At 56.2% G+C, this 22,658-nt stretch carries 24 protein-coding genes; 16 read left to right on the top strand and 8 right to left on the bottom strand.

The window, feature by feature from the left end:
* The first annotated feature begins 114 nt into the window (after nt 1-114).
* From nfsA to AB8818_RS06970, 11 genes are all read left to right on the top strand, one after another.
* Nucleotides 115-837: a nitroreductase NfsA gene (gene nfsA / locus AB8818_RS07020; RefSeq protein ID WP_116341060.1), complete on the top strand. Its 723-nt coding sequence runs from the start codon at nt 115-117 to the stop codon at nt 835-837.
* 69 nt (nt 838-906) lie between these two features.
* Nucleotides 907-1,809 (top strand): 30S ribosomal protein S6--L-glutamate ligase, encoded by a 903-nt coding sequence (rimK, locus tag AB8818_RS07015; protein WP_029739445.1) that lies wholly within the window; start codon nt 907-909, stop codon nt 1,807-1,809.
* A 63-nt stretch (nt 1,810-1,872) separates the two neighbouring features.
* Nucleotides 1,873-2,349, top strand: coding sequence for a YbjN domain-containing protein (locus AB8818_RS07010; RefSeq protein WP_003858385.1), 477 nt, complete (start codon nt 1,873-1,875; stop codon nt 2,347-2,349).
* 351 nt (nt 2,350-2,700) lie between these two features.
* Nucleotides 2,701-3,813 (top strand): spermidine/putrescine ABC transporter substrate-binding protein PotF, encoded by a 1,113-nt coding sequence (gene potF / locus AB8818_RS07005; protein ID WP_163330815.1) that lies wholly within the window; start codon nt 2,701-2,703, stop codon nt 3,811-3,813.
* Between the two features lie 102 nt (nt 3,814-3,915).
* Nucleotides 3,916-5,049: a putrescine ABC transporter ATP-binding subunit PotG gene (gene potG / locus AB8818_RS07000; RefSeq protein ID WP_045630953.1), complete on the top strand. Its 1,134-nt coding sequence runs from the start codon at nt 3,916-3,918 to the stop codon at nt 5,047-5,049.
* A gap of 9 nt (nt 5,050-5,058) precedes the next feature.
* On the top strand, nt 5,059-6,012 hold the full coding sequence (gene potH, locus AB8818_RS06995; RefSeq protein ID WP_163330816.1) for a putrescine ABC transporter permease PotH: 954 nt from the start codon (nt 5,059-5,061) through the stop codon (nt 6,010-6,012).
* A complete protein-coding gene (gene potI, locus AB8818_RS06990) occupies nt 6,009-6,854 on the top strand; it encodes a putrescine ABC transporter permease PotI (protein WP_061098748.1) in 846 nt (281 codons plus the stop codon). The genes potH and potI overlap by 4 nt, the downstream gene beginning before the upstream one ends.
* A gap of 65 nt (nt 6,855-6,919) precedes the next feature.
* Nucleotides 6,920-7,393: a YbjO family protein gene (locus tag AB8818_RS06985; protein WP_116341056.1), complete on the top strand. Its 474-nt coding sequence runs from the start codon at nt 6,920-6,922 to the stop codon at nt 7,391-7,393.
* Nucleotides 7,394-7,433: 40 nt separating this feature from the next.
* Nucleotides 7,434-8,561 carry a 23S rRNA (uracil(747)-C(5))-methyltransferase RlmC gene (rlmC, locus tag AB8818_RS06980; protein ID WP_163330818.1) on the top strand — a complete coding sequence of 376 codons (1,128 nt, stop codon included), beginning with the start codon at nt 7,434-7,436 and terminating at the stop codon, nt 8,559-8,561.
* A 72-nt stretch (nt 8,562-8,633) separates the two neighbouring features.
* Nucleotides 8,634-9,341, top strand: coding sequence for a response regulator transcription factor (locus AB8818_RS06975; RefSeq protein WP_116341052.1), 708 nt, complete (start codon nt 8,634-8,636; stop codon nt 9,339-9,341).
* The gene (locus AB8818_RS06970; protein ID WP_116341170.1) at nt 9,325-10,794 is read left to right on the top strand and encodes an ATP-binding protein; all 1,470 of its coding nucleotides are present in this window, start codon (nt 9,325-9,327) and stop codon (nt 10,792-10,794) included. The genes AB8818_RS06975 and AB8818_RS06970 overlap by 17 nt, the downstream gene beginning before the upstream one ends.
* A gap of 42 nt (nt 10,795-10,836) precedes the next feature.
* Here AB8818_RS06970 and artJ read toward each other — a convergent pair whose 3' ends face one another.
* The 6 genes from artJ to AB8818_RS06940 all read right to left on the bottom strand — a co-directional run bounded on the left by artJ (nt 10,837) and on the right by AB8818_RS06940 (nt 15,357).
* The gene (artJ, locus tag AB8818_RS06965) at nt 10,837-11,568 is read right to left on the bottom strand and encodes an arginine ABC transporter substrate-binding protein ArtJ (RefSeq protein WP_028019301.1); all 732 of its coding nucleotides are present in this window, start codon (nt 11,566-11,568) and stop codon (nt 10,837-10,839) included.
* Nucleotides 11,569-11,741: 173 nt separating this feature from the next.
* A complete protein-coding gene (gene artM / locus AB8818_RS06960) occupies nt 11,742-12,410 on the bottom strand; it encodes an arginine ABC transporter permease ArtM (protein ID WP_163330820.1) in 669 nt (222 codons plus the stop codon).
* Nucleotides 12,410-13,126: an arginine ABC transporter permease ArtQ gene (artQ, locus tag AB8818_RS06955; RefSeq protein ID WP_192982936.1), complete on the bottom strand. Its 717-nt coding sequence runs from the start codon at nt 13,124-13,126 to the stop codon at nt 12,410-12,412. The genes artM and artQ overlap by 1 nt, the downstream gene beginning before the upstream one ends.
* A gap of 6 nt (nt 13,127-13,132) precedes the next feature.
* Nucleotides 13,133-13,864 carry an arginine ABC transporter substrate-binding protein ArtI gene (gene artI / locus AB8818_RS06950; protein ID WP_008500032.1) on the bottom strand — a complete coding sequence of 244 codons (732 nt, stop codon included), beginning with the start codon at nt 13,862-13,864 and terminating at the stop codon, nt 13,133-13,135.
* 19 nt (nt 13,865-13,883) lie between these two features.
* Nucleotides 13,884-14,612, bottom strand: a complete 729-nt coding sequence (artP, locus tag AB8818_RS06945; protein ID WP_116341046.1) for an arginine ABC transporter ATP-binding protein ArtP — start codon at nt 14,610-14,612, stop codon at nt 13,884-13,886.
* Nucleotides 14,613-14,838: 226 nt separating this feature from the next.
* Nucleotides 14,839-15,357, bottom strand: coding sequence for a lipoprotein (locus AB8818_RS06940; protein ID WP_116341044.1), 519 nt, complete (start codon nt 15,355-15,357; stop codon nt 14,839-14,841).
* A gap of 96 nt (nt 15,358-15,453) precedes the next feature.
* On the opposite strand from AB8818_RS06940, the gene AB8818_RS06935 reads away from it, so the two are divergent.
* The 3 genes from AB8818_RS06935 to AB8818_RS06925 all read left to right on the top strand — a co-directional run bounded on the left by AB8818_RS06935 (nt 15,454) and on the right by AB8818_RS06925 (nt 17,500).
* Nucleotides 15,454-15,777, top strand: coding sequence for a heavy metal-binding domain-containing protein (locus AB8818_RS06935; protein WP_028012516.1), 324 nt, complete (start codon nt 15,454-15,456; stop codon nt 15,775-15,777).
* The gene (locus AB8818_RS06930) at nt 15,774-16,604 is read left to right on the top strand and encodes an N-acetylmuramoyl-L-alanine amidase (protein ID WP_371199859.1); all 831 of its coding nucleotides are present in this window, start codon (nt 15,774-15,776) and stop codon (nt 16,602-16,604) included. Before AB8818_RS06935 ends, AB8818_RS06930 begins: the two co-directional genes overlap by 4 nt.
* A gap of 272 nt (nt 16,605-16,876) precedes the next feature.
* The gene (locus AB8818_RS06925; RefSeq protein WP_371199858.1) at nt 16,877-17,500 is read left to right on the top strand and encodes a helix-turn-helix domain-containing protein; all 624 of its coding nucleotides are present in this window, start codon (nt 16,877-16,879) and stop codon (nt 17,498-17,500) included.
* On the opposite strand, the gene AB8818_RS06920 is transcribed toward AB8818_RS06925, so the two are convergent.
* Both AB8818_RS06920 and AB8818_RS06915 read right to left on the bottom strand, forming a co-directional pair.
* Nucleotides 17,501-18,127, bottom strand: coding sequence for a hypothetical protein (locus tag AB8818_RS06920; protein WP_116341038.1), 627 nt, complete (start codon nt 18,125-18,127; stop codon nt 17,501-17,503). It lies immediately after the preceding gene.
* Nucleotides 18,127-19,683 (bottom strand): peptidoglycan-binding protein, encoded by a 1,557-nt coding sequence (locus AB8818_RS06915; RefSeq protein WP_371199857.1) that lies wholly within the window; start codon nt 19,681-19,683, stop codon nt 18,127-18,129. Before AB8818_RS06915 ends, AB8818_RS06920 begins: the two co-directional genes overlap by 1 nt.
* Nucleotides 19,684-19,983: 300 nt before the next feature.
* Between AB8818_RS06915 and gspC the strand changes: the two genes are divergently transcribed.
* Both gspC and gspD read left to right on the top strand, forming a co-directional pair.
* Nucleotides 19,984-20,715 (top strand): type II secretion system protein GspC, encoded by a 732-nt coding sequence (gspC, locus tag AB8818_RS06910; protein WP_116341034.1) that lies wholly within the window; start codon nt 19,984-19,986, stop codon nt 20,713-20,715.
* A gap of 13 nt (nt 20,716-20,728) precedes the next feature.
* Nucleotides 20,729-22,657 (top strand): type II secretion system secretin GspD, encoded by a 1,929-nt coding sequence (gspD, locus tag AB8818_RS06905; protein WP_166710587.1) that lies wholly within the window; start codon nt 20,729-20,731, stop codon nt 22,655-22,657.
* The last annotated feature ends 1 nt before the right edge of the window (nt 22,658 follow it).

The following is a 22,658-nucleotide window of genomic DNA, read 5'->3' as shown; positions in this document are numbered from 1 at the left end:
AGAAGGTTTCGCCTGTCGTTATAATATCTATGAGCTATGTTTCGCCAATTACACCGCGCATATCATTGCCTATACTGGCTGCCATACGTATTAAGCACGACAAAGAGAGACAAGATGACGCCAACCATAGACCTGCTCCTTTCCCACCGTTCCATTCGCCACTTCACCGATGAGCCGATTACCGAGGCGCAGCGCGAAGCGATTATTAACAGCGCAAGAGCGACCTCCAGCTCCAGCTTCCTGCAGTGCAGCTCGATTATCCGCATTACCGACCCGGCCATGCGTGAACAGCTTGTCACGCTGACCGGCGGGCAGAAGCATGTGGCCCAGGCGGCAGAGTTTTGGGTGTTCTGCGCCGACTTTAACCGCCATCTGCAGATCTGCCCTGAGGCCGAGCTGGGGCTGGCCGAACAGCTGCTGCTGGGCGTGGTGGATACCGCGCTGATGGCGCAAAACGCCTTTACGGCGGCGGAGTCGCTGGGATTAGGCGGTGTTTATATTGGCGGGCTGCGTAACAACATTCAAAGCGTGACCGATCTGCTGAAGCTGCCAAAACACGTGCTGCCGCTGTTTGGCCTGTGCCTCGGCTGGCCTGCGGATAACCCGGATCTGAAGCCGCGCATTCCTGCCGCCATGCTCGTGCACGAGAACCACTACCAGCCGGTCGATCAGAACGTCCTGAATCAATATGATGAAGAGCTGGCCAACTATTACATGACGCGCGGCAGCAATAACCGTCGCGACACCTGGACTGATCATATTCGCCGCACCATCATCAAAGAAAACCGCCCGTTTATTCTTGATTACCTCCACAAACAGGGGTGGGCGACGCGATAGTCCATTCCTCCTGCGCCCGCCTGCGTATATGATATGCAGGCTTTTTCCATGTCTTCAGAGAGGTGCAGGGTGAAAATTGCCATATTGTCCCGGGATGGAACGCTCTATTCATGTAAGCGCCTGCGAGAAGCGGCGGCGAAACGCGGGCATCAGGTTGAGATCCTCGACCCGATGTCCTGCTATATGAACATCGACCCGGCCGCCTCGTCGATTCACTACAAAGGCCGCAAGCTGCCGCATTTTGATGCGGTGATCCCCCGCATCGGCTCCCAGATCACCTATTACGGCACCGCCGCGCTGCGCCAGTTCGAGATGCTGGGCAGCTATCCGCTCAACGAATCCGTCGCCATTTCCCGCGCCCGCGACAAGCTGCGCTCCCTGCAGCTGCTCGCCCGTCAGGGTATCGATCTTCCCGTCACCGGCATTGCCCATTCCCCGGACGACACCAGCGATCTCATCGACATGGTGGGCGGCGCGCCTTTAGTGATTAAGCTGGTGGAAGGCACGCAGGGTATAGGCGTGGTGCTGGCGGAAACGCGTCAGGCGGCAGAAAGCGTGATTGACGCCTTTCGCGGTCTGAATGCGCATATTCTGGTGCAGGAGTACATCGAAGAGGCGAAAGGGCGCGATATTCGCTGCTTTGTGGTAGGTAACGAGGTCGTGGCGGCTATCGAGCGTCAGGCCAAAGAGGGCGATTTCCGCTCTAACCTCCACCGCGGCGGCGTGGCGCGGGTGGCTGATATCAGCGACCGCGAGCGGGAAATTGCCGTCAAAGCGGCGCAAACCCTCGGGCTGGACGTGGCAGGCGTGGACCTTCTGCGGGCGACGCGCGGGCCGCTGGTCATGGAGGTGAATGCCTCGCCGGGGCTGGAGGGCGTGGAAAAAACCACAGGGGTCGATATTGCAGGTAAAATGATCGCATGGATCGAACGTCATGCGACGCCGGGCTACTGTCTTAAAACGGGTGGTTAAATGGATTACCGCGCGCTTTTTGAGTACCCTATGCGAAGTTTTTATTAAAGAGGCTGCACAGCGATGGATTTACAGGTCGTTCCTACACTGGATACGTTACGTCAATGGCTTGATGATGCCGGGATCACGTTCTTTGAATGCGATTCCTGCCAGGCGCTGCATCTGCCTCACATGCAGAATTTCGATGGCATTTTCGATGCCAAAATCGATCTGATTAACGACGTGATCCTATTTTCCGCGCTGGCCGAAGTGAAGCCGTCCGCGCTGCTGGCGCTGGCCTCCGATCTCTCGGCGATCAACGCCAGTTCTTTGACGGTGAAAGCATTTCTCGATATACAGGATGATAATCTGCCGAAACTGGTGGTTTGCCAGTCTTTATTCTCCGGTGCCGGGCTGTCGTTCAAGCAGTTCGCCTGGTTTATGCGCTTGAGTGAAGAGCAAATTTCCATGGTAATGATGGAAGCCAATGCACACCATCTGCTGTATAGCGCGGAAGATGATGCAGAGAATAATGATGCATCTCCCAATTTTCTTCACTAAGCCTGTCTGACTTTTGCGCAGTCGCTGCCAGAGCGGCTGCATAAGGCCATTTTTTCTGCTGCTTTTAACCTTTCTTTAAAGAATATTTCACCTCCTCAAAGGCCGTTTAGGCCTATCACGTAGACTTAACCTGCATAAAAAATTGATAAAAGGCGTTTTTTCGTCTGGGCTATAGCCGGAGACACGGGCTACAGTTATTCTTGCGATGCTTAAAAAAGCGAGCGGAAACTGCCGGGTAAAGAGGTTTCTTTTTATTTTGAGCAGAGCGACAAACTATGCATGATTTTTGCATATATCCAGATTGCACAGTTTTAGTTCGTTTGTTAACGAGCTTTCAGAAGGAATAACACTATGATCGCCTTGAATAAAAAATGGTTATCGGGTCTGGTTGCGGGTGCTCTGATGGCCGTCTCTGCCGGCACGCTCGCTGCGGAACAAAAAACGCTGCACGTTTACAACTGGTCTGACTATATTGCGCCGGACACGGTGGCAAATTTTGAAAAAGAGACCGGCATTAAGGTGGTTTACGACGTTTTCGATTCCAACGAAGTGCTGGAAGGGAAGCTGATGGCGGGCAGCACCGGGTTTGACCTGGTCGTGCCTTCCGCGAGCTTCCTGGAGCGTCAGCTGACGGCGGGTGTGTTCCAGCCGCTGGATAAAAGCAAATTATCGAACTGGAAAAACCTCGATCCGGAAGTGCTGAAGCTGGTCGCCAAGCATGACCCGGATAACAAATACGCCATGCCTTACCTGTGGGCGACCACCGGTATCGGCTACAACGTGGATAAAGTCAAAGCCGCGCTGGGCCCGGACGTCAAGCTGGACAGCTGGGACGTGGTGCTGAAGCCGGAAAACCTTGAGAAGCTGAAAAGCTGCGGCGTCTCCTTCCTCGATGCGCCGGAAGAGATTTTCGCCACCGTGCTGAACTACCTGGGCAAAGACCCGAACAGCAACAAGGCCAATGACTACACCGGTCCGGCGACCGATCTGCTGCTCAAGCTGCGTCCAAACATTCGTTACTTCCATTCGTCTCAGTACATCAACGACCTGGCGAACGGCGACATCTGCGTGGCGATCGGCTGGGCAGGGGACGTGTGGCAGGCGGCTAACCGCGCGAAAGAGGCGAAAAACGGTGTGAACGTCTCTTACTTCATTCCAAAAGAGGGGGCGCTGGCGTTCTTCGACGTCTTCGCGATGCCTGCTGATGCGAAAAACAAAGACGAAGCGTATCAGTTCCTTAACTACCTGATGCGTCCTGAGGTAATCGCCCACATCAGCGACCACGTGTACTACGCGAACGGTAACAAGGCCTCCGTGCCGCTGGTGAGCGAAGCGATCCGCAGTAACCCGGCAATCTATCCGCCGGCGGACGTGTTCGCCAAGCTGTTTACCCTGAAGGTTCAGGATCCAAAAATTGACCGCGTCCGTACCCGTGCGTGGACTAAGGTGAAAAGCGGTAAGTAATTTACCGTGAGTCGTAGGCCGGACAAGCGCACCGCCCCCGGCAACGGGCGCACCGTTCTGGTGCGCCTGCACCATGATTTGATTTATGCCGGAGAGCACCCCGTGAATGACGCGATCCCACGCCCGCAGGCGAAAGTCCGTAAAGCGCTGACCCCGCTTCTTGAAATTCGTAACCTCACCAAATCTTTTGATGGCCAGCATGCCGTGGACGACGTCAGCCTGACTATCTATAAAGGCGAAATATTCGCGCTACTGGGCGCCTCGGGCTGCGGTAAATCGACCCTGCTGCGTATGCTGGCCGGTTTTGAACAGCCCACCGCCGGGCAGATTATGCTCGATGGCGTGGATCTCTCCAGCGTGCCGCCGTACCAGCGCCCGATTAACATGATGTTCCAGTCCTACGCGCTGTTTCCGCACATGACGGTGGAGCAAAACATCGCCTTTGGCCTGAAGCAGGACAAGCTGCCGAAAGCCGAAATCACCGCGCGCGTGGCAGAAATGCTAAGCCTCGTTCACATGCAGGAGTTCGCGAAGCGTAAGCCGCACCAGCTTTCCGGCGGCCAGCGTCAGCGCGTGGCCCTGGCGAGAAGCCTGGCGAAACGCCCGAAGCTGCTGCTGCTCGACGAGCCGATGGGTGCCCTGGACAAAAAGCTGCGCGACCGCATGCAGCTGGAAGTGGTGGATATCCTCGAGCGCGTGGGCGTGACCTGCGTGATGGTCACCCATGACCAGGAAGAGGCCATGACCATGGCCGGTCGTATCGCGATCATGAACCGCGGTAAGTTCGTGCAGATTGGCGAGCCGGAAGAGATTTACGAGCATCCGACCACCCGCTACAGCGCGGAGTTCATCGGCTCGGTCAACGTCTTCGAAGGGCTGCTGAAGGATCGTCAGGAGGATGGTCTGGTCATCGAATCGCCGGGGCTGCAGCATCCGCTTAAGGTCGATCCTGACAGCTCGGTAGTGGACAACGTGCCGGTCTACGTGGCGCTGCGCCCGGAGAAGATCATGCTCTGTGACGATCCGCCTGCCGACGGTTACAACTTTGCCGTCGGCGAAGTGGTGCACATTGCCTATCTGGGCGATCTGTCCATCTACCACGTGCGCCTGAAAAGCGGACAGATGCTCAGCGCCCAGCTGCAGAACGAACATCGCTACCGGAAGGGCCAGCCGACCTGGGGCGACGAAGTGCGCCTGTGCTGGGACGCGGACAGCTGCGTTGTGCTGACGGTATAAGGAGCGATCATGAGCACACTTGAACCTCCAGCCCGTGCAGCCAAACCGGGCGGCTTTGCCCGCTGGCTGACGCGCCTTAAGATGAACCACGGCCGCAAGCTGGTGATCGCCATGCCGTACGTGTGGCTGATCCTGCTGTTCCTGCTGCCGTTCCTGATCGTGTTTAAGATCAGCCTGGCGGAGATGGCCCGGGCGATCCCGCCGTATACCGATCTGTGGGAGTGGGCCGACGGACAGCTGACGCTGACCTTGAACCTGGGTAACTTCCTGCAGCTCACCGAGGATCCGCTCTATTTCGAAGCGTATCTGCAGTCGCTGCAGGTGGCGGCGATCTCGACGCTCTGCTGTCTGGCGATGGGCTACCCGCTGGCGTGGGCGGTGGCGCACAGCAAGCCATCGACGCGCAATATCCTGCTGCTGCTGGTGATCCTGCCGTCGTGGACCTCGTTCCTGATCCGCGTTTACGCGTGGATGGGGATCCTGAAAAACAACGGCGTGCTGAATAATTTCCTGATGTGGCTCGGGGTTATCGATCAGCCGCTAACGATCCTGCACACTAACCTTGCGGTCTATATCGGCATTGTGTACGCCTATCTGCCGTTTATGGTGCTGCCGATCTATACGGCCCTGACGCGGATTGATTACTCGCTGGTGGAAGCGTCGCTCGATCTCGGCGCCCGTCCGCTGAAAACCTTCTTCAGCGTCATTGTCCCGCTGACCAAAGGCGGCATTATCGCCGGGTCGATGCTGGTCTTTATTCCGGCGGTCGGGGAGTTTGTGATCCCGGAACTGCTCGGTGGGCCGGACAGCATCATGATTGGCCGCGTCCTGTGGCAGGAATTCTTCAATAACCGCGACTGGCCGGTGGCGTCGGCGGTGGCGATTATCATGCTCCTGCTGCTGATCGTCCCGATCATGTGGTTCCACAAGCATCAGCAGAAACAGATGGGAGATCGCGGATGAACAACCTACCGGTAGTACGCTCCCCGTGGCGAATTCTGATCCTCATTATCGGCTTTACCTTCCTGTATGCGCCGATGCTGATGCTGGTGATCTACTCGTTCAACAGCTCTAAGCTGGTGACGGTCTGGGCGGGCTGGTCGACGCGCTGGTACAGCGAGCTGTTCCACGACGATGCGATGATGAGCGCGGTGGGGCTGAGCCTGACCATTGCTGCCCTGGCGGCCACGATGGCCTGCGTTCTGGGCACCATCGCTGCGCTGGTGATGGTGCGCTTCGGGCGTTTTCGCGGGTCGAACGGGTTTGCCTTTATGATCACCGCCCCGCTGGTGATGCCGGACGTGATAACCGGCCTGTCGCTGCTGCTGCTGTTCGTGGCGCTGGCGCACGCCATCGGCTGGCCGGCGGATCGCGGTATGCTCACCATCTGGCTGGCGCACGTGACTTTCTGTACCGCGTATGTCGCGGTGGTGATCTCTTCGCGCCTGCGCGAGCTGGATCGCTCCATCGAAGAGGCGGCGATGGATCTCGGCGCCACGCCGCTGAAGGTCTTCTTCATCATCACGCTGCCGATGATCATGCCGGCGGTGATCTCCGGCTGGCTGCTGGCGTTCACGCTGTCGCTGGACGATCTGGTTATCGCCAGCTTTGTCTCCGGCCCGGGCGCGACGACGCTGCCGATGCTGGTTTTCTCCAGCGTGCGCATGGGAGTCAACCCGGAGATCAACGCCCTGGCCTCTATCATCCTCGGCGTGGTCGGAATTGTCGGATTTATCGCCTGGTATTTGATGGCGCGCGCGGAAAAACAGCGCGTGCGCGATATCCAGCGTGCAAGACGCGGCTGAAGCATTTAAAATTTCCAGTGATGTGCCGCGCATGACGCGGCACTGTTTTTCAGGGAAGTAAAACATTGGGATTATTAAAAAAATCACGTCTTACGCACGCCCGTCCTAACGTTCCTGCGCTGGTGCAGGTGGCGGCGCTCGCCATTATTATGATCCGCTGCCTGGACGTGCTGATGATTCTGAATACCCTGGGCGTGCGCGGCATCGGGGAATTCATTCACCGCAGCGTGCAGACGTGGAATCTGACGCTGGTCTTTTTGAGCAGCCTGGTGCTGGTGTTTATCGAGATCTACTGCGCGTTTTCGCTGGTTAAAGGGCGCAACTGGGCGCGCTGGGTCTATCTGCTCACGCAAATTACCGCCGCCAGCTATCTGTGGGCCGCCTCGCTGGGCTATGGCTACCCGGAGCTGTTCAGCATTGCCGGTGGCTCAAAGCGCGAGATTTTCCATGCGCTGGTCCTGCAGAAGCTGCCGGATATGCTGGTGCTCTGCCTGCTTTATATTCCTGCCTCCAGTCGGCGGTTCTTCCGTCTGCAATAATGTGTATAATCGCAGCCCTCGTTTTCCTTAAGGTTTTCATATGCAGTGCGCACTCTATGACGCCGGACGCTGTCGCTCCTGTCAGTGGATAGAACAGCCGGTCTCTCAACAACTCACCGCCAAAATGGCCGACCTGCAACAGCTGCTGGCAGAACGCGCGGTGGGCGAGTGGTGCGCACCCGTCAGCGGCCCTGAGCAGGGCTTTCGCAACAAAGCCAAAATGGTGGTCAGCGGCAGCGTTGAAAAACCATTGCTGGGGATGCTGCACCGCGACGGCACGCCGGAAGACTTAACCCACTGCCCGCTGTATCCCGCCTCGTTTGAGCCGGTTTTTGCCGCACTGAAGCCGTTTATCGCTCGCGCGGGGTTAACGCCTTATAACGTCGCCCGCAGGCGCGGCGAGCTGAAGTACCTTCTCCTGACCGAAAGCCAGAAAGACGGCGGGATGATGCTGCGCTTCGTGCTGCGTTCGGAAGCCAAGCTGGAGCAGCTGCGCGCGGCGCTGCCTTGGCTGCAGGAACAGCTTCCCCAGTTAAAGGTGATTACCGCAAATATTCAGCCGGTGCATATGGCAATCATGGAAGGGGAGAAAGAGATTTTCTTCACCGACCAGCACGCGCTGGCGGAGAGCTTCAACGGCGTGCCGCTGTGGATCCGCCCGCAAAGCTTCTTCCAGACCAACCCGACCGTGGCAAGCAGCTTGTACGCCACCGCCCGCGACTGGGTGCGCGCGTTAAACATCAAGCATATGTGGGATCTGTTTTGCGGCGTGGGCGGTTTTGGTCTGCACTGCGCCACGCCTGAGATGCAGCTCACCGGAATTGAGATCTCTGCCGAGGCGATTGCCTGCGCGAAACAGTCCGCCGCTGAACTGGGGTTAACCAATCTGCACTTCCAGGCGCTGGACTCCACGCAGTTTGCCACCGGTCAGGGCAACGTGCCGGAGCTGGTGCTGGTCAATCCGCCGCGCCGTGGCATTGGAAATGCGCTGTGCGACTACCTGAGCCAGATGGCACCCGATTTTATCGTCTACTCCAGCTGCAACGCGCAGACCATGGCGAAAGACATCGCCAGCCTGCCGGGCTACCGCATTGAGCGGGTACAGCTTTTTGATATGTTCCCGCACACCGCGCATTATGAAGTGCTGACGTTGCTCGTGAAATCTTAAACAAAATGTGAACTCTGCCGGCCCACAAAATCAGGTAAGCTTACGTCATAAGAGATGAATAAAGGCTTACCCATGAAGCAGATCCTGCTGGTGGAAGATGACCACGATATCGCGGCGCTTCTGCGACTCAATTTAGAAGACGAAGGCTACGCCATTACCCACGAGCCCGACGGGGGCAACGCCCTGCAGCGCCTTGAAAAACAGCCGTGGGATGCGGTGATCCTCGACCTGATGCTGCCCAACGTTGACGGCCTGGAAATTTGCCGCCGCATCCGTCAGATGACCCGCTACCTGCCGGTGATCATCATCAGCGCCCGCAGCAGCGAAACCGACCGCATCACCGGGCTGGAAACCGGCGCCGATGACTACCTCGCCAAACCCTTTTCGGTGCAGGAGCTGATCGCCCGCATCAAAGCGCTGTTCCGCCGCCAGCAGGCGATGGGGCAGGCGCAGGCTGACGGGCAAATTCAGGCCCACGGCCTGACGATCGATCCGCTGGCGCGCAGCGTGCTGCTTCACGGCCAGGCGGTGGATCTCACCCCGCGCGAATTCGAACTGCTGTACTTCTTCGCCCGCCATCCCGGCGAGGTGTTTTCCCGTCTGGCGCTGCTGGAGCAGGTGTGGGGCTATCAGCACGAAGGCTATGAGCACACCGTCAACACCCATATCAACCGCCTGCGCATCAAGATTGAGAAGGACGCCGCCGAGCCGGAGATTATTCGCACCGTCTGGGGCAAGGGCTATAAATTTGCGGAGCCAAACCATCATGCGCCGCTTTAGCCTGAGCCAGCGCCTGACGCTGCTGTTTGTCCTGCTGATGATGCTCTGCGCCACCGTCGCCTGCGCGGTACAGCTCTACAGCAGTATGCAGTACGGCAATGCGATGGTGCAGCGGTTGTCGGGCGGCCTGGCGCAGCAGATCGTCCAGCGGGAACCGATTCTGGACGGGCAGGGCAGGGTCGACCGCAGCGCGCTGAAACCGCTGTTTGACCGGCTGATGACCTTTAATCCGAGCGTTGAGCTGTACGTCGTCTCCCCGGATGGTGATATTCTGGCCGACGCCGCACCGCCGGGCCATATTCAGCGGCAAAAAATCGACCTGGCACCGGTTCAGACCTTCCTGAGCGGTACCGCCATACCGGTACTGGGCGACGATCCGCGCAGTCAAAATAAAAAAGTGTTCAGCGCCACGCCGCTGCGACAGGACGGCGAGCTTAAGGGCTACCTGTACATTATTTTGCAGGGCGAGGAGTCGAACGCGCTGGCGGAAATGGCCTGGCATAAGGCGCTCTGGAGCACGGTACTCTGGTCATTGCTGTGGGTCGCGTTGTTTGGCCTGCTGGCGGGACTGCTGGTCTGGTACTGGGTGACGCGTCCGGTTAAGCGCCTGACGGAGGAGGTCACCGGCCTGGAGCAGGACAGCATTAGCGCAATCAGGTTGCTGGCAGCACAGCCGCCGGACGCCGCGGCCAATGACGAAGTGGCCCTCCTGCGCAACAGTTTTATCGAGCTGGCGCGGAAAATCACCCGCCAGTGGGACCAGCTGGCCGACAGCGATCGCCAGCGCAGGGAGTTTATCGCCAATATTTCGCACGATCTCCGCACGCCGCTCACCTCGCTGCTGGGCTATCTGGAAACCCTGTCGCTCAAATCCGCCACCCTGACGCCGCAGGAGCACCAGCAGTATCTCGCCACCGCGCTGCGTCAGGGACAAAAGGTACGTCATCTTTCGCAGCAGCTGTTCGAGCTGGCGCGCCTTGAGCACGGCGGCATTAAGCCTCAGCGCGAGCGTTTCGCGATGGGAGAGCTGATTTCCGATGTGGCGCAGAAGTTTGAGCTCACCGCCCGCACGCGCGAGGTCAATCTGCATATTGACGTGCCTGGGCCCCTGCCGCTGGTCAATGCCGATGTGTCGATGATCGAGCGCGTGGTGACCAACCTGCTGGATAACGCGATGCGTCATACGCCCACCGGCGGGGAAATTCGTCTGGCGGTCTGGCAGGAGAATGAACAGCTTCAGGTCGAAGTAGCCGACACCGGAACGGGGGTGGATGCCTCGCTGCGCGACGATCTGTTCCAGCGGCCGTCGGCGCTGAATACCCAGGCAGCGCGGGAGAACCGCGGTGGGTTAGGGCTGTTAATCGTTAAGCGTATGCTGGAGCTGCACGGCGGCGGGATCAGGCTGATGGAGTCGGTGAGCGGGGCGCGGTTCAGGTTCTTTGTACCGCTGTGAGAGAGTGCCGGGTACGGCGAAGCCGCCACCCGGCAAAAGAGATTACTGCGGGAACCACTGGTCGCTGATTTTCTGATACGTGCCGTCCGCTTTAATTGCCTTCAGCGCGCCGTTCAGTTTTTCCAGCAGGGCCTTGTTATCCGGACGCACCGCGATGCCGAGGCCCGTGCCGAAGTACTGCGGGTCGGTGACTTTCTCGGTCGCCGTACCCAGCTGCGGATTGGTTTTCAGCCATTCGTTCACCACGGCGGTGTCGCCGAATACGCCATCAATACGGCCGTTTTTCAGGTCGATAATCGCGTTCTGGTAGCTGTCATAGGCCACGGTCTTCACTTCAGGATGCTTGTCCTGCAGGTATTTCTGGTGCGTGGTGCCGTTTTCCATCCCGATGCGTTTGCCTTTCAGCTCGTCGAAGGACTTGTACGCCCCTTTCTTCGCAATCACTACCGCCGAGTTGGCGTAGTACGGGTCGGTAAATGCCACCTGCTTGCTGCGCTCCGGCGTGATGTCCATCCCGGAGATCACCGCATCGTATTTTTTGAATTTCAGCGACGGGATCAGGCTGTCAAACGCGTGGTTGGTAAAGGTGCAGTCGGCCTGCATCTGCTTGCACAGCGCTTTCGCCAGGTCGATATCGAAACCGACGATCTGGTTGCTGGCATCCAGCGATTCAAACGGCGGATAAGTCGCCGAAACGCCAAAATTGATTTTATCAGCAGCGGATGCGCCAGCGGCGAAGGTTGCCAGTAGTGCGGCCAGAACTAACTTTTTCATTGTAATGCTCCCGTCTGTCTTATTTATGCGCCGTGTCTGCGGCATGGATGTACAATGCCATTTAATGAATTTATATGCAATAAAAATGATTAAATATTATTTTCATGGCAAAAAAAAGCGGATAACCCATCAGGTTACCCGCTCTGTGAATATCGTTTTATGCACTCGTGTGGTTAATTTCTGCGCTCAAACGCTAACGCTTTACGCTCAATCAGGCGCATCATCAGCGTCAGCAGGCCGTTTACCACCAGATAGACCACGCCGGCCGCGCCGAACACCATCACGTCATAGGTGCGCCCGTACAGCAGCTGCCCGTGACCCATAACTTCCATCAGGGTGATGGTGTAGGCCAGAGAGGTACTCTTGAACACCAGCACCACTTCGTTGGAGTAGGAGGAGAGTGCGCGCTTAAAGGCGTACGGCAGCAGGATTGCCAGCGTGTCTTTCTTGCTCATGCCCAGCGCCCCGCAGGACTGCCATTGTCCTTCCGGGATGGCGCGGATCGCACCAAAGAACAGCTGCGTGGTATAGGCCGCACTGTTCAACGAAAGGGCAATCAGGGCGCACAGCCACGGCTCAGAGAGCAGGTGCCAGATAACCGGATACTCCTGCAGCGACGGGAACTGGCCCGGGCCGTAGTAAATCAGGAAGATCTGCACCAGCAGCGGCGTACCGGTAAACAGGGTGATATAGCCGCGCACGATCCACACCAGCACCGGCGTTTTCAGCGTCAGGACGATGGTGAAGATAAGGGCCAGGATCAGCGCCACGATAATGGACGCCACGGTCAGCGTCAGGCTGGTGTGCAGCCCTTTCATCAGCTCGGGGAAATATTCAAGCATCAGCCTGGTCTCCGTTCAAAGCGCGTCGCACGCAGGTCAATACGCTTGAGGATGTACTGACTGAGCAACGTGATCACCAGGTAGATAGCCGCCGCCACGATGTACCACGTAAAAGGCTCCTGGGTACGGGTGGCGATGCTTTTGGTTTGCAGCATTAAATCGTTAACGCTGATCAGGCTCACCAGCGCGGTATCTTTCAGCAATACCAGCCACTGGTTACCCAGCCCCGGCAGGGCGTGGCGCCACATCTGCGGCATCACCAGACGGAAGAAGATGGCTGATTTCGACAGGCCTAACGCCTGACCCGACTCCCACTGCCCCTGCGGTACGGCCTTCAGCGCACCGCGAAGGGTTTGCGACGCGTACGCGGAGTAGAGCAGGGAGAGGGCAATCACGCCGCACAGGAACGGGCTGACGTCGAAGTTTTCAATCTGCATCTGCACCGGGATCTGCGCAAAGCCAAGATTGAGGGTGAAGCCGTCCGACAGCGTCAGCAGCAGCTGCGAGGAGCCGAAATAGATGAACAGGACCACCAGAATTTCCGGTAGCCCACGCAGCACGGTGACCAGCGCGGAGCCTGTCCAGGCGATGGGGAACCATTTCGCGGATTCCCACACCGCAAAGAACATCGCCAGCACGAGGCCGATAATCAGTGCGCAAACGGCAAGGCCGACGGTCATCCCGGCGGCGCTTGCTAAAGGAAATATTTCATTCATCAGGAATTACTTCTGGAACCATTTTTTGTAGATGGTTTCGTAGGTGCCGTCTTTCTTCACTTTTTCCAGCGCAGCGTTGAATTTCTGCTGCAGCTCGGTGTTGCCCTGACGAACGGCAATCCCCAGACCGGTACCGAAGTAATCCTTATCGGTCACTTTGTCGCCCACTGGCGCCAGTTTGTCGTTGGCTTTCAGCCACTCGGTCACGACAGCGGTATCACCAAATACGCCGTCGATACGGCCATTCTGCAGATCCAGCTTCGCGTTCTGGTAGCTGTCATACGGAACGGTGGTGATTTCCGGGTGTTTATCCATGATGAATTTCTGGTGCGTGGTGCCGTTCTGCACGCCCACTTTTTTGCCTTTCAGCTGATCGACAGAGGTGAATTTACCTTTCTGACCAATAAACAGGGCGGAGTTGTCGTAGTAAGGGGTGGTGAACAGCACCTGCTTTTCACGCTCAGGGGTAATATCCATACCGGCCATGACGGCGTCAATACGGCGGAACTTCAGGCTTGGGATCAGGCTGTCGAACGCCTGGTTGCTGAAGGTACAGGTTGCATCGATCTCTTTACACAGGGCGTTTGCCAGGTCTACGTCGAAGCCAACAATTTTATTGTTCGCATCAATGGACTCAAACGGAGGGTAAGAGGCTTCCGTGGCGAAACGAATGGTCTGGGCTGCGGTAGCGGAAAGGGTAACGCCAGCAAGCAGCACGGCAAGTAATACTTTTTTCATTATATTTCCCCTGACACAATCAATGAGATAAATAGTTTTTGAAGGCATCGGTTTGCGGGTTCGCGAAGCAGCTCGCGTCACCTTGCTCAACGATGTACCCGTTTTCCATGTAGACCACACGGCTGGCGGTTTTACGCGCCACTTCCACTTCGTGGGTAACGATGACCTGCGTGATATTGGTTTCCGCCAGCTCGCGAATAATGCTCACGATCTGGGCAGTGATTTCCGGGTCCAGCGCCGCGGTCGGTTCATCAAACAGCAGTACCGCAGGCTCCATCATCAGCGCGCGGGCAATGGCTACGCGCTGCTGCTGACCCCCGGAGAGGTGCAGCGGATAGCGGTCGCTGTAGGGCTTAAGGCGCAGACGCTCCAGCAGCTTTTCGGCACGCGCGATGGCCTGCTCCTTGCTTAACCCCAGCACGCGGCACGGGGCTTCAATCAGGTTTTGCAGGACGGTCAGATGCGGCCAGAGATTGTATTGCTGGAAGACCATGCCGACGTTTTGACGCAGCTCGCGAATCGCTTTATCTGACGGGGTTTTCGCGAAATCAAAATGGTTACCGGCGATAGCCAGCGTACCGGAACGGGGCATTTCAAGCAGATTAAGGACGCGCAGAAGGGAGCTTTTGCCTGCACCGCTTGGGCCAAGTAAAACCAGCGTTTCGCCTTCCGGGCAGTTCAGCGTGATGTCAAACAGCGCCTGGTGTGCGCCGTAGAAGCAGTTAATGCCGTTTAGTTTAATACTCATCGGGGCAGTCTTTACTCATCCAGGCAATCTATAGCAATTGAGGCCGCAGATAGTACCGTTGACAGAATAGTTATGCAATATTTCTGCGTTAAAAGTTAAATATAACCCGTATTTCCTCTTAAACATAGCACAAAATAGCGAACGGCAAGGTCGGCGAGTATAAATGTCGGCATTCCGCACGAAATGCCGGACATTTTACGGGGGTAACATTTTTATCACTGATGATTTAGCGGTTCTCAATCGACTGGCGCAGCGTGCCGGCCGGGGCATGAACGCTGCCGCCGATGTAGCGCACGTCGTCCACCGCCCAGCACTGACCTTCACGGATCATCAGCACTTCATCCTGCCAGGTCTGGGTTCCCTGGGTCAGCTTCACGCGCAGCGGAATGTTCCGCGCATCGGTGTTCGGGATGGTTGACGCGCTGGCCACCTCGGCGCTGTCCGGCAGCGTGGCGCGGCTGGAGAACGGATCGGATTTCAGCAGGGCGTTATGCTGCGGATCGCGGGTTGCGTCGTTGAGCAGTTTTGCCAGGTTATCGCTCAGGTACGGGCGCAGGGCGGTCAGGTCATTCCCGCGATGCTGAATGCGGTAATCATAAAATTGTTGCGCCACGGTATCCGGGCCGCCGTCGATGCAGGGGCCGCTGCGGGTACCGATATCCTTAAAGGCTGGCGTGACCGTGGTGGTACAGGCGCTGAGCACCAGCGCGCAGGGCACTAAAAGTGTTAAAGCAGAGTAGCGCATGTTGATTTCCTTATTTATTAACTATCCTTTCAATCATAGCGTAACGAACCGATAATGCTGTGCCTAAGGCATTGAACGCTAAAGAAGGAGAAAAGAATGCAGTTTTCAACAACGCCAACCCTGGAAGGACAAACCATCACCGAGTATTGCGGCGTGGTTACCGGCGAAGCGATTCTCGGCGCGAACATTTTCCGGGATTTCTTTGCCGGCATTCGTGACATCGTCGGTGGACGCTCCGGCGCGTACGAAAAAGAGCTGCGTAAAGCGCGAGAAATTGCGTTTAAGGAGCTCGGCGAGCAGGCAAAAGCGCTGGGCGCGGACGCCGTTGTGGGAATCGATATTGATTATGAAACCGTCGGCAAAGATTCCAGCATGCTGATGGTGAGCGTAAGCGGCACGGCGGTGAAAACCCGTCGATGAAGCGTTCGCTTTCAACGCTCCTGCTGGCGATGTTGCTGGCAGGATGCGCCCCGGAAAAAGGTATTGTTGATAAAGGCGCCTACGAGCTGGATACGCGCCATCAGGCGCAGGCGGCCTATCCGCGTATCAAGGTGCTGGTAATCCACTATACCGCCGATGACTTCGACACCTCGCTTACGACCTTAACCGACAAAAACGTCAGTTCGCATTATCTGATCCCCGCGAAGCCCCCGGCACCGGACGGCAAGCCGCGCATCTGGCAGCTGGTGCCGGAGAGCGAGCTGGCCTGGCACGCCGGCATCAGCTTCTGGCGCGGCACCAACCGCATCAATGATACGTCTGTCGGCATTGAGCTGGAAAATCGTGGCTGGCAGAAAACGGCCGGGGTGAAGCATTTTACGCCATTTGAGCCTGCGCAGATTGCGGCGCTGGTGCCGCTCGCGAAAGATATCATTGCCCGCTACAGCATCAGGCCTGAAAACGTAGTGGCCCATTCGGACATTGCGCCGCAGCGCAAAGACGATCCTGGCCCGCTGTTCCCGTGGCGGGAGCTGGCTCAGCAGGGGATAGGTGCATGGCCCGATCCCGCGCGCGTGGCGTTCTATATAAACGGACGACCGCGCTTTCAGCAGGTAGATACCGTCGCGTTGCTCGATGTGCTTGCGCGCTATGGCTATGACGTGCCGGTTAACAGTACCCCGGCGCAGCAGAAACGCATCATCATGGCATTCCAGATGCACTTCAGGCCTGACCTGTGGAACGGCATCGCCGATGTTGAAACGATGGCCATAGGTGAAGCGCTCTTAGAGAAGTACGGGCAGGGGTAATCCTTCGGAATACCCCGAATCAGTTGTTTTTCCTGAAAACCCTTCAGATTAATCTTAAGTACAAACTCAATTCATTTTTAGTTAATTGACTTAAAATTATCCGGATTTAAGATAGACACATAGCTTGCTAACTAATGCAGCAGATAAATATATCGCATTCAGTTCTTAATTGTTCTCCTTGAGAACATCTTCAGAAAAATTATCGAAGATTAAGGCTTTTATAGCCTTGGTCCTGCATCTTTAAAATTTCATATCTTAAATCGGGTATAACAATGTTAAGCATCTACGCAAAAAAATTACGTCCGCAACATGAAATGGAAGCCATTATTTCCGCAACTTCAGGTTTTGAAGAAAAAACTTTAAAGAAATGGCAAAAAATATCCACGTCTGATTCGCAATATATTCATATTATCGTCAGCGGCGAAGTGGAGTTCCGACGCGAATCCGACGAGCTGTGCATGTTCACGGTAACGGGTCAGTGCATTTTTGGCCTCGCGGCTATGTACTACAATGCGACCCACATGTACGGCCTCGTTCGCGCCAACACCGTGGTGCGCTCAATCAAAAAAGACGTCTTCGCGCAGCTGATGACCGATAAAAACTTATGGCCTGAACTGACCAAAGTGCTCTCCTGGTACATTTGCATGCTGAGCAAACGCGATGATGTGCTGGTTGCCCGCAGTGCTTATTCTGTCGTACGTGAATTTTTGTACGAAATTAACGATCTAATTGTTCATCATCAGCGCGATATCAATATTTATGATTATATTCAGGGATACACCAACCTGGCGCGCAGTACCATTATTAAAATCCTCTCCGATCTGAAAAAAGGTCAGTATATTGTCGTGGAAAAGGGTCGACTCCTTAACCTGACAACGTTGCCTGAAAAATATTAACTACTCCAGCCGGTCTCCTTTCTTACTCAAAGGTGACCGGGGATCCACTTTCTGCAATGAACCTTTCTGCGAATTATCCTGCGTCTCGTCAACCGGCGGCGCGGGAATTTTGCCTTGCGAATAATCCTGCTCTTGTTCTTTTAATGCCTGCTTAAATAATTCGGTTATTGAGGCATCGTCACCGCTCGCGCTGGCGGGTACCGCATCGTGCGCTTCGGTTCCGGGTAAAGTATCCCGCGAGGTATCGTGCGGCACGCCGCCGTCAGGTGCCTGCTGCCAGTCAGCATCATCGCTGTTGATGGGCAGATCCTGCATGGCGGGAACATCAGCGTGTACCGGCGCGGGTTTCGGATGCGGATGCGGGAACGGCTTACTTACATACACGTAGTGCATATCTGAAAGCTGTGTTTCGGGTTTCGCGACGCTCGCTTTAACCGGTTCCGGCACAGGATGGCGCAGGTTCCAGTAAACGTGCGCGTACAACCCTGCCATGACCATGGCGCACAAACCTAACGCCCATAAAAGGGTATTACCGCAAATTTTTCTCAGGCTGGGGAAGCGGTATGAAAACCAGACCGCCTCCCCGGTGACGTAGCTGCGCTGAGCCGCAAGACAGATGGTAGACATTAGGAATGCTTCTCCTGCGTTTTGGCGTCTGATGTGGCCTGGAGCAATACGCTCGGCGTGGTATGGGTTTCACGCATGAGCTGCATCAGCGTGTCTTCCCCAGGAATGCCATCCACGTGCAGATTCATTTTTTGCTGGAACTCGCGGGTGCGTTTCATCATCTCCGCCGTCCAGGTCTGAGCATGGGTTTCAGGCTGGGCAAGAGCCAGGCTCAGTTGCTGATCCAGCCAGCCCATGTCTTTCGCATCGCTGGCGGCACTGATGGCGTCTTTACCTTCCGGCGTCAGGCGGTGCAGCTGGGTATAGTTCCCGGTCGCATGCTGGTTAAACCAGCTGCGGCTTACCTGCCAGGTGCGGTTGTTCATCAGCAGGTCGATAGAGGTATCCCCAACGCGGGCGACCACGGCGTAGTTAAGATGGTCACCGGTTTTGAGTTCACTGACCCACGGATAACCCTCTCGTGCCAGCGCATCCGGCGAGGCGTTGCCCTGTTTACACATCAGGTTCACCTTCGCGGCGTTTTGACACAGGGCGTCATCCGCCAAGGCGTCGTACCCCCACGTCAGGTAAAGCTGGTGCATCGCATCCGGCTGATTAACCATTTCGTTGTCGATAACCGGCAACGCGGGTGCCTCAACTTTTGGTGCCTGCTGTCTCCAGCTGACGGGCACCGGCAGTTGAACGGGAAGTTTTGCGGTGATCGAGGAGGTTAAATACCAGCCGCAGGCGGCGAACAGCACGGAAGCGAACAGTCCCACGGTCGCCAGGCGCTTACCGTGTTTTTTCGCAGGAAGGATCTCACCGGCCGCCAGGCGTAAATGACGCGGGCTAACCTGTAGCGCACGTTCGGTCCAGGCGGCCAGCATTGACAGGTGTGCCAGTTCATTCAGCTTGCTGATATTCCCTTTGGTCAGCGCGTGCATCTTACGCACGCGCGCCGGCGTAAGCGGCGAGTTCTCGCACCCGTGCTCTTCACACTGCGCCTGCACATAGCCGAGAAATTCCCGGCAGGTCAGGGGGCGAAGCGTGTGGCGGGTATGCGCATATTCACGCAGTTCAGATTGCTGCATCAGAACGGCGTCCTGATCCTTCGTGCCCATCAGCACCACGGCCAGGCGAAACTCCAGCTCCTGGGCGCGCGTGAGCAACATACCCAGCACCTCGCGGCAGCTCTCTTTCATGGCTTCGGTATGGGTAATGACCAGCACTTTCGTTCTGGCTTTCCCACCCTGCCACTGCTGCAGCACCGCATCTACCGCCTGAATCCGGTTCTTGTTCTCTTTCGTTCCCGGGTTGAGCTTGTACAGCAGGCTACTGGCGCTCAGTTTTGGAAACGCGTTGATGGCAAGAACGCCGGGCGTCGCGGTTTTCAGCGCATGGCTGAACTGACCTAACAAACGGGCGTCGTCACAAAAGAGACCGCTCACGCCCGCCTGTTGGGTTTTCTCTTTCAGCAGGTTGAACACGTCCTGATGATAGGGCACCAGAAAATCCCCGGATGAGCGGGCAATCTCCCTGAACGGCGGGTTTTTAAAATGAAAGTGGCTCTGATACATAACGACTTACCGTCTCTGATTAGGAATAGCAACAGGACGAGAAAGTAAAGCAACGCTATAGGGTGGTCAATTTGCGTGCAGGGTAAAAATATCCAGTGGATGATGCCTAACATCTGGATTTTATACGGTCAATATTTTTCTTTATGAAAGTTAGCGGCAAAGTCAGTGGTCGTATTTACAGCAGCTAATTACTATTTTCTCACATATTGGCGCAGCACGACGCTGCTTATTTTCGCTTTGTTAAAGGCCAGATGAAAAATGAGGTTCTCATTTCTGTCACGGTGGATAACGCCTTGCATTATGTTTGCGCTGTTAATTTTTTGCGGCCAGCAAGGCTATCTGACGTTTAAAGATTATAAAAAAGTTACGAATAAGTTGGCTAAATCTGATGAACAGCCACTGAAAAATCGTCGTGAAGAAAAAAAGTTCACCCTTTTCACGGCTGCGGTGCGTCAGGACAACTTACCGACTGCGACGAAAGCCCCGCTGGCAGCGGAAATAGAAGGTATCGTGCGTAGCGATGACGCCTGGCTTTCCTTCGCGGTTATCAAAACACCGGGGGGGGAGAAGAGCTATCGTGAAGGCGAGCCTCTGACCGGTTTCAACGATGCGTTTATTCAGGAAATTAACAAAGACAATGTGGTGGTTAATTACGAAGGTGCTACGCAGGTACTGGCGTTAAATAAGCCTGACTATTTTAAGGGTGGCGTTGACAGCGGCCCGGTAACCAAATCGACGAAAGATGCAGGTGCGGAAAGCGTGCATCTGGATGATTATCTGGTGCTCAAACCGTTAATCGAAAAAGGCCAGCTGGAAGGCTACAACATTAATCCAAGGAATGCCTCCTCGTTCTATAGCCATTCCGGGCTACAAAAGGGCGATGTGGCGGTAGAAGTTAACTCTGTCGATATGACCGATGAAGCAAAGGCAAAAAGTATTATTGCCAACTGGTCGAAAATGAAAGAAGCGGAGGTCGTCGTCAGACGTCACGCTCACCTTGAAAATATTCGGGTCAATGTTCTAAACAATTAACAAGTGTACAGACATGAAGAAATTTCCTTGGGCGTGCGTGGCGCTGACCGCATTGTCGTTATATTCCAGTTCGCTGCTTGCAGCCAACTTTAGCGCGAGCTTTAAAAATACCGATATCCGCGAGTTTATCGATACGGTAGGCCGCAATCTTAACAAAACCATTCTCGTCGACCCGTCCGTTCAGGGCACGGTGTCGGTCAGAACCTATAACGTGCTGACGGAAGATGAGTATTACCAGTTCTTCCTGAGCGTGCTGGATCTGTATGGTCTGTCGGTGATCCCGATGGACAACGGGATGGTGAAAGTGGTGCGCTCAAGCGTAGCCCGCACCGCGGGTGCGCCGCTGGCCGACAGCAAAAACCCGGGCAAGGGCGATGAGATCATCACCCGCGTGGTGCGCATGGAAAATGTGCCGGTGCGCGAGCTTGCCCCGCTGCTGCGTCAGCTTAACGATGCCACCGGTATCGGGAACGTGGTCCACTTCGAACCGTCCAACGTGCTGCTGTTAACCGGTAAAGCCTCGGTGGTTAACCGCCTGGTTGACCTTGTGCAGCGCGTCGATAAAAACGGTGTTCAGCGTCGCGAAATTGTGCCGCTGCGTTTTGCTTCCGCCAAAGATCTGTCGGATATGCTGAATAACCTCAACAACGAGGAGCAGAAAGGGCAGAACGCACCGCAGCTGGCCACAAAAGTGGTGGCCGATGACGAAACCAACAGCCTGGTGATCAGCGGCCCGGAAGACGCGCGCGCGCGTACCCGTTCCCTTATTCATCAGCTGGACCGTGAGCAGAACAACGAGGGGAATACCCGCGTCTTCTATCTCAAATATGCCAGCGCCACCAAAGTGGTTCCGGTTCTCACCGGGATTGGCGAGCAGCTGAAAGACAAGCCGGGCACCGCCAAAGCGAAAACCGCGAGAGCCTCAACGGATCTGAATATTACCGCCGACGAGTCAACCAACTCCCTGGTGATCACCGCGCAGCCTAACGTGATGAACTCCCTGGAGAAGGTGATCGACAAGCTGGATATTCGTCGTCCGCAGGTGCTGGTGGAAGCGATCATTGCTGAAGTGCAGGACGGCAACGGCCTGGATCTCGGCGTGCAGTGGACCGGCAAGCACGGTGGCGTACAGTTCGGCTCCACCGGCCTGCCAATCAGCCAGATTAAGAACGGCACCATGAAGGGGGCGAGCTTCACCGGCCTGGCGACCGGCTTCTTTAACGGTGATTTCGGCGCCCTGATGACCGCGCTCTCTACCGACGGTAAAAACGACATTCTCTCCACGCCAAGCGTCGTTACGCTGGATAACAAAGAAGCGTCGTTTAACGTCGGCCAGGACGTGCCGGTCCTTTCCGGTTCGCAGACCACCAGCGGCGACAACGTCTTTAACTCCGTTGAGCGTAAGACCGTCGGTACCAAGCTGAAAATTGTGCCGCAAATCAACGATGGCGACATGATCCACCTGAAGATTGAGCAGGAAGTGTCCAGCGTTGACAACAGCGCAACGGAAGACGCCAGCCTCGGCCCAACCTTCAACACCCGCACCATCAATAACGAAGTGATGGTGCACAGCGGTCAGACGGTGGTGCTTGGCGGCCTGATGGAAAATGTCACCAAACAGTCGGTCTCCAAAGTCCCGCTGCTGGGCGATATCCCGCTGGTCGGGCAGCTGTTCCGCTACACCTCGCAGGATACCTCCAAGCGCAACCTGATGGTGTTTATCCATACCACCGTCCTGCGTGACGACGAAAACTACAGCGCGGCGTCGAAAGAGAAATATGACCAGATCCGCGTTCGCCAGATGCAGCGCGCGGAGGAGAAAAAGCTCGGCATTCTTGAACCGGCGGATAACGCCGTTTTACCCGCGTTTCCGTCGACCGGCACCAGTACCCACGCCGCTCCGGTGAAAACCAGCGCGACGCGCAATCCGTTTAAAGAGTAAG

The organism is Enterobacter sp. KB-280D8, from assembly GCF_041399405.1.
GTDB classification, from domain to species: Bacteria; Pseudomonadota; Gammaproteobacteria; order Enterobacterales; family Enterobacteriaceae; genus Enterobacter; species Enterobacter cloacae_N.
The sequence above is the reverse complement of the archived record's forward strand: the minus strand, read 5'-3'. Positions and strand labels throughout refer to the sequence as shown.

Coding starts and splice junctions, on each gene's coding strand:
- artP (WP_116341046.1), bottom strand. CDS start 14,612: ATGAGTATTAAACTAAACGGCATTAACTGCTTCTACGGCGCACACCAG.
- artM (WP_163330820.1), bottom strand. CDS start 12,410: ATGCTTGAATATTTCCCCGAGCTGATGAAAGGGCTGCACACCAGCCTG.
- AB8818_RS06915 (WP_371199857.1), bottom strand. CDS start 19,683: ATGTATCAGAGCCACTTTCATTTTAAAAACCCGCCGTTCAGGGAGATT.
- AB8818_RS06925 (WP_371199858.1), top strand. CDS start 16,877: ATGTTAAGCATCTACGCAAAAAAATTACGTCCGCAACATGAAATGGAA.
- potH (WP_163330816.1), top strand. CDS start 5,059: ATGAGCACACTTGAACCTCCAGCCCGTGCAGCCAAACCGGGCGGCTTT.
- potI (WP_061098748.1), top strand. CDS start 6,009: ATGAACAACCTACCGGTAGTACGCTCCCCGTGGCGAATTCTGATCCTC.
- potF (WP_163330815.1), top strand. CDS start 2,701: ATGATCGCCTTGAATAAAAAATGGTTATCGGGTCTGGTTGCGGGTGCT.
- nfsA (WP_116341060.1), top strand. CDS start 115: ATGACGCCAACCATAGACCTGCTCCTTTCCCACCGTTCCATTCGCCAC.
- gspC (WP_116341034.1), top strand. CDS start 19,984: ATGTTTGCGCTGTTAATTTTTTGCGGCCAGCAAGGCTATCTGACGTTT.
- AB8818_RS06920 (WP_116341038.1), bottom strand. CDS start 18,127: ATGTCTACCATCTGTCTTGCGGCTCAGCGCAGCTACGTCACCGGGGAG.
- AB8818_RS07010 (WP_003858385.1), top strand. CDS start 1,873: ATGGATTTACAGGTCGTTCCTACACTGGATACGTTACGTCAATGGCTT.
- rlmC (WP_163330818.1), top strand. CDS start 7,434: ATGCAGTGCGCACTCTATGACGCCGGACGCTGTCGCTCCTGTCAGTGG.
- AB8818_RS06935 (WP_028012516.1), top strand. CDS start 15,454: ATGCAGTTTTCAACAACGCCAACCCTGGAAGGACAAACCATCACCGAG.
- AB8818_RS06930 (WP_371199859.1), top strand. CDS start 15,774: ATGAAGCGTTCGCTTTCAACGCTCCTGCTGGCGATGTTGCTGGCAGGA.
- artQ (WP_192982936.1), bottom strand. CDS start 13,126: ATGAATGAAATATTTCCTTTAGCAAGCGCCGCCGGGATGACCGTCGGC.
- AB8818_RS06940 (WP_116341044.1), bottom strand. CDS start 15,357: ATGCGCTACTCTGCTTTAACACTTTTAGTGCCCTGCGCGCTGGTGCTC.
- gspD (WP_166710587.1), top strand. CDS start 20,729: ATGAAGAAATTTCCTTGGGCGTGCGTGGCGCTGACCGCATTGTCGTTA.
- artI (WP_008500032.1), bottom strand. CDS start 13,864: ATGAAAAAAGTATTACTTGCCGTGCTGCTTGCTGGCGTTACCCTTTCC.
- AB8818_RS06975 (WP_116341052.1), top strand. CDS start 8,634: ATGAAGCAGATCCTGCTGGTGGAAGATGACCACGATATCGCGGCGCTT.
- artJ (WP_028019301.1), bottom strand. CDS start 11,568: ATGAAAAAGTTAGTTCTGGCCGCACTACTGGCAACCTTCGCCGCTGGC.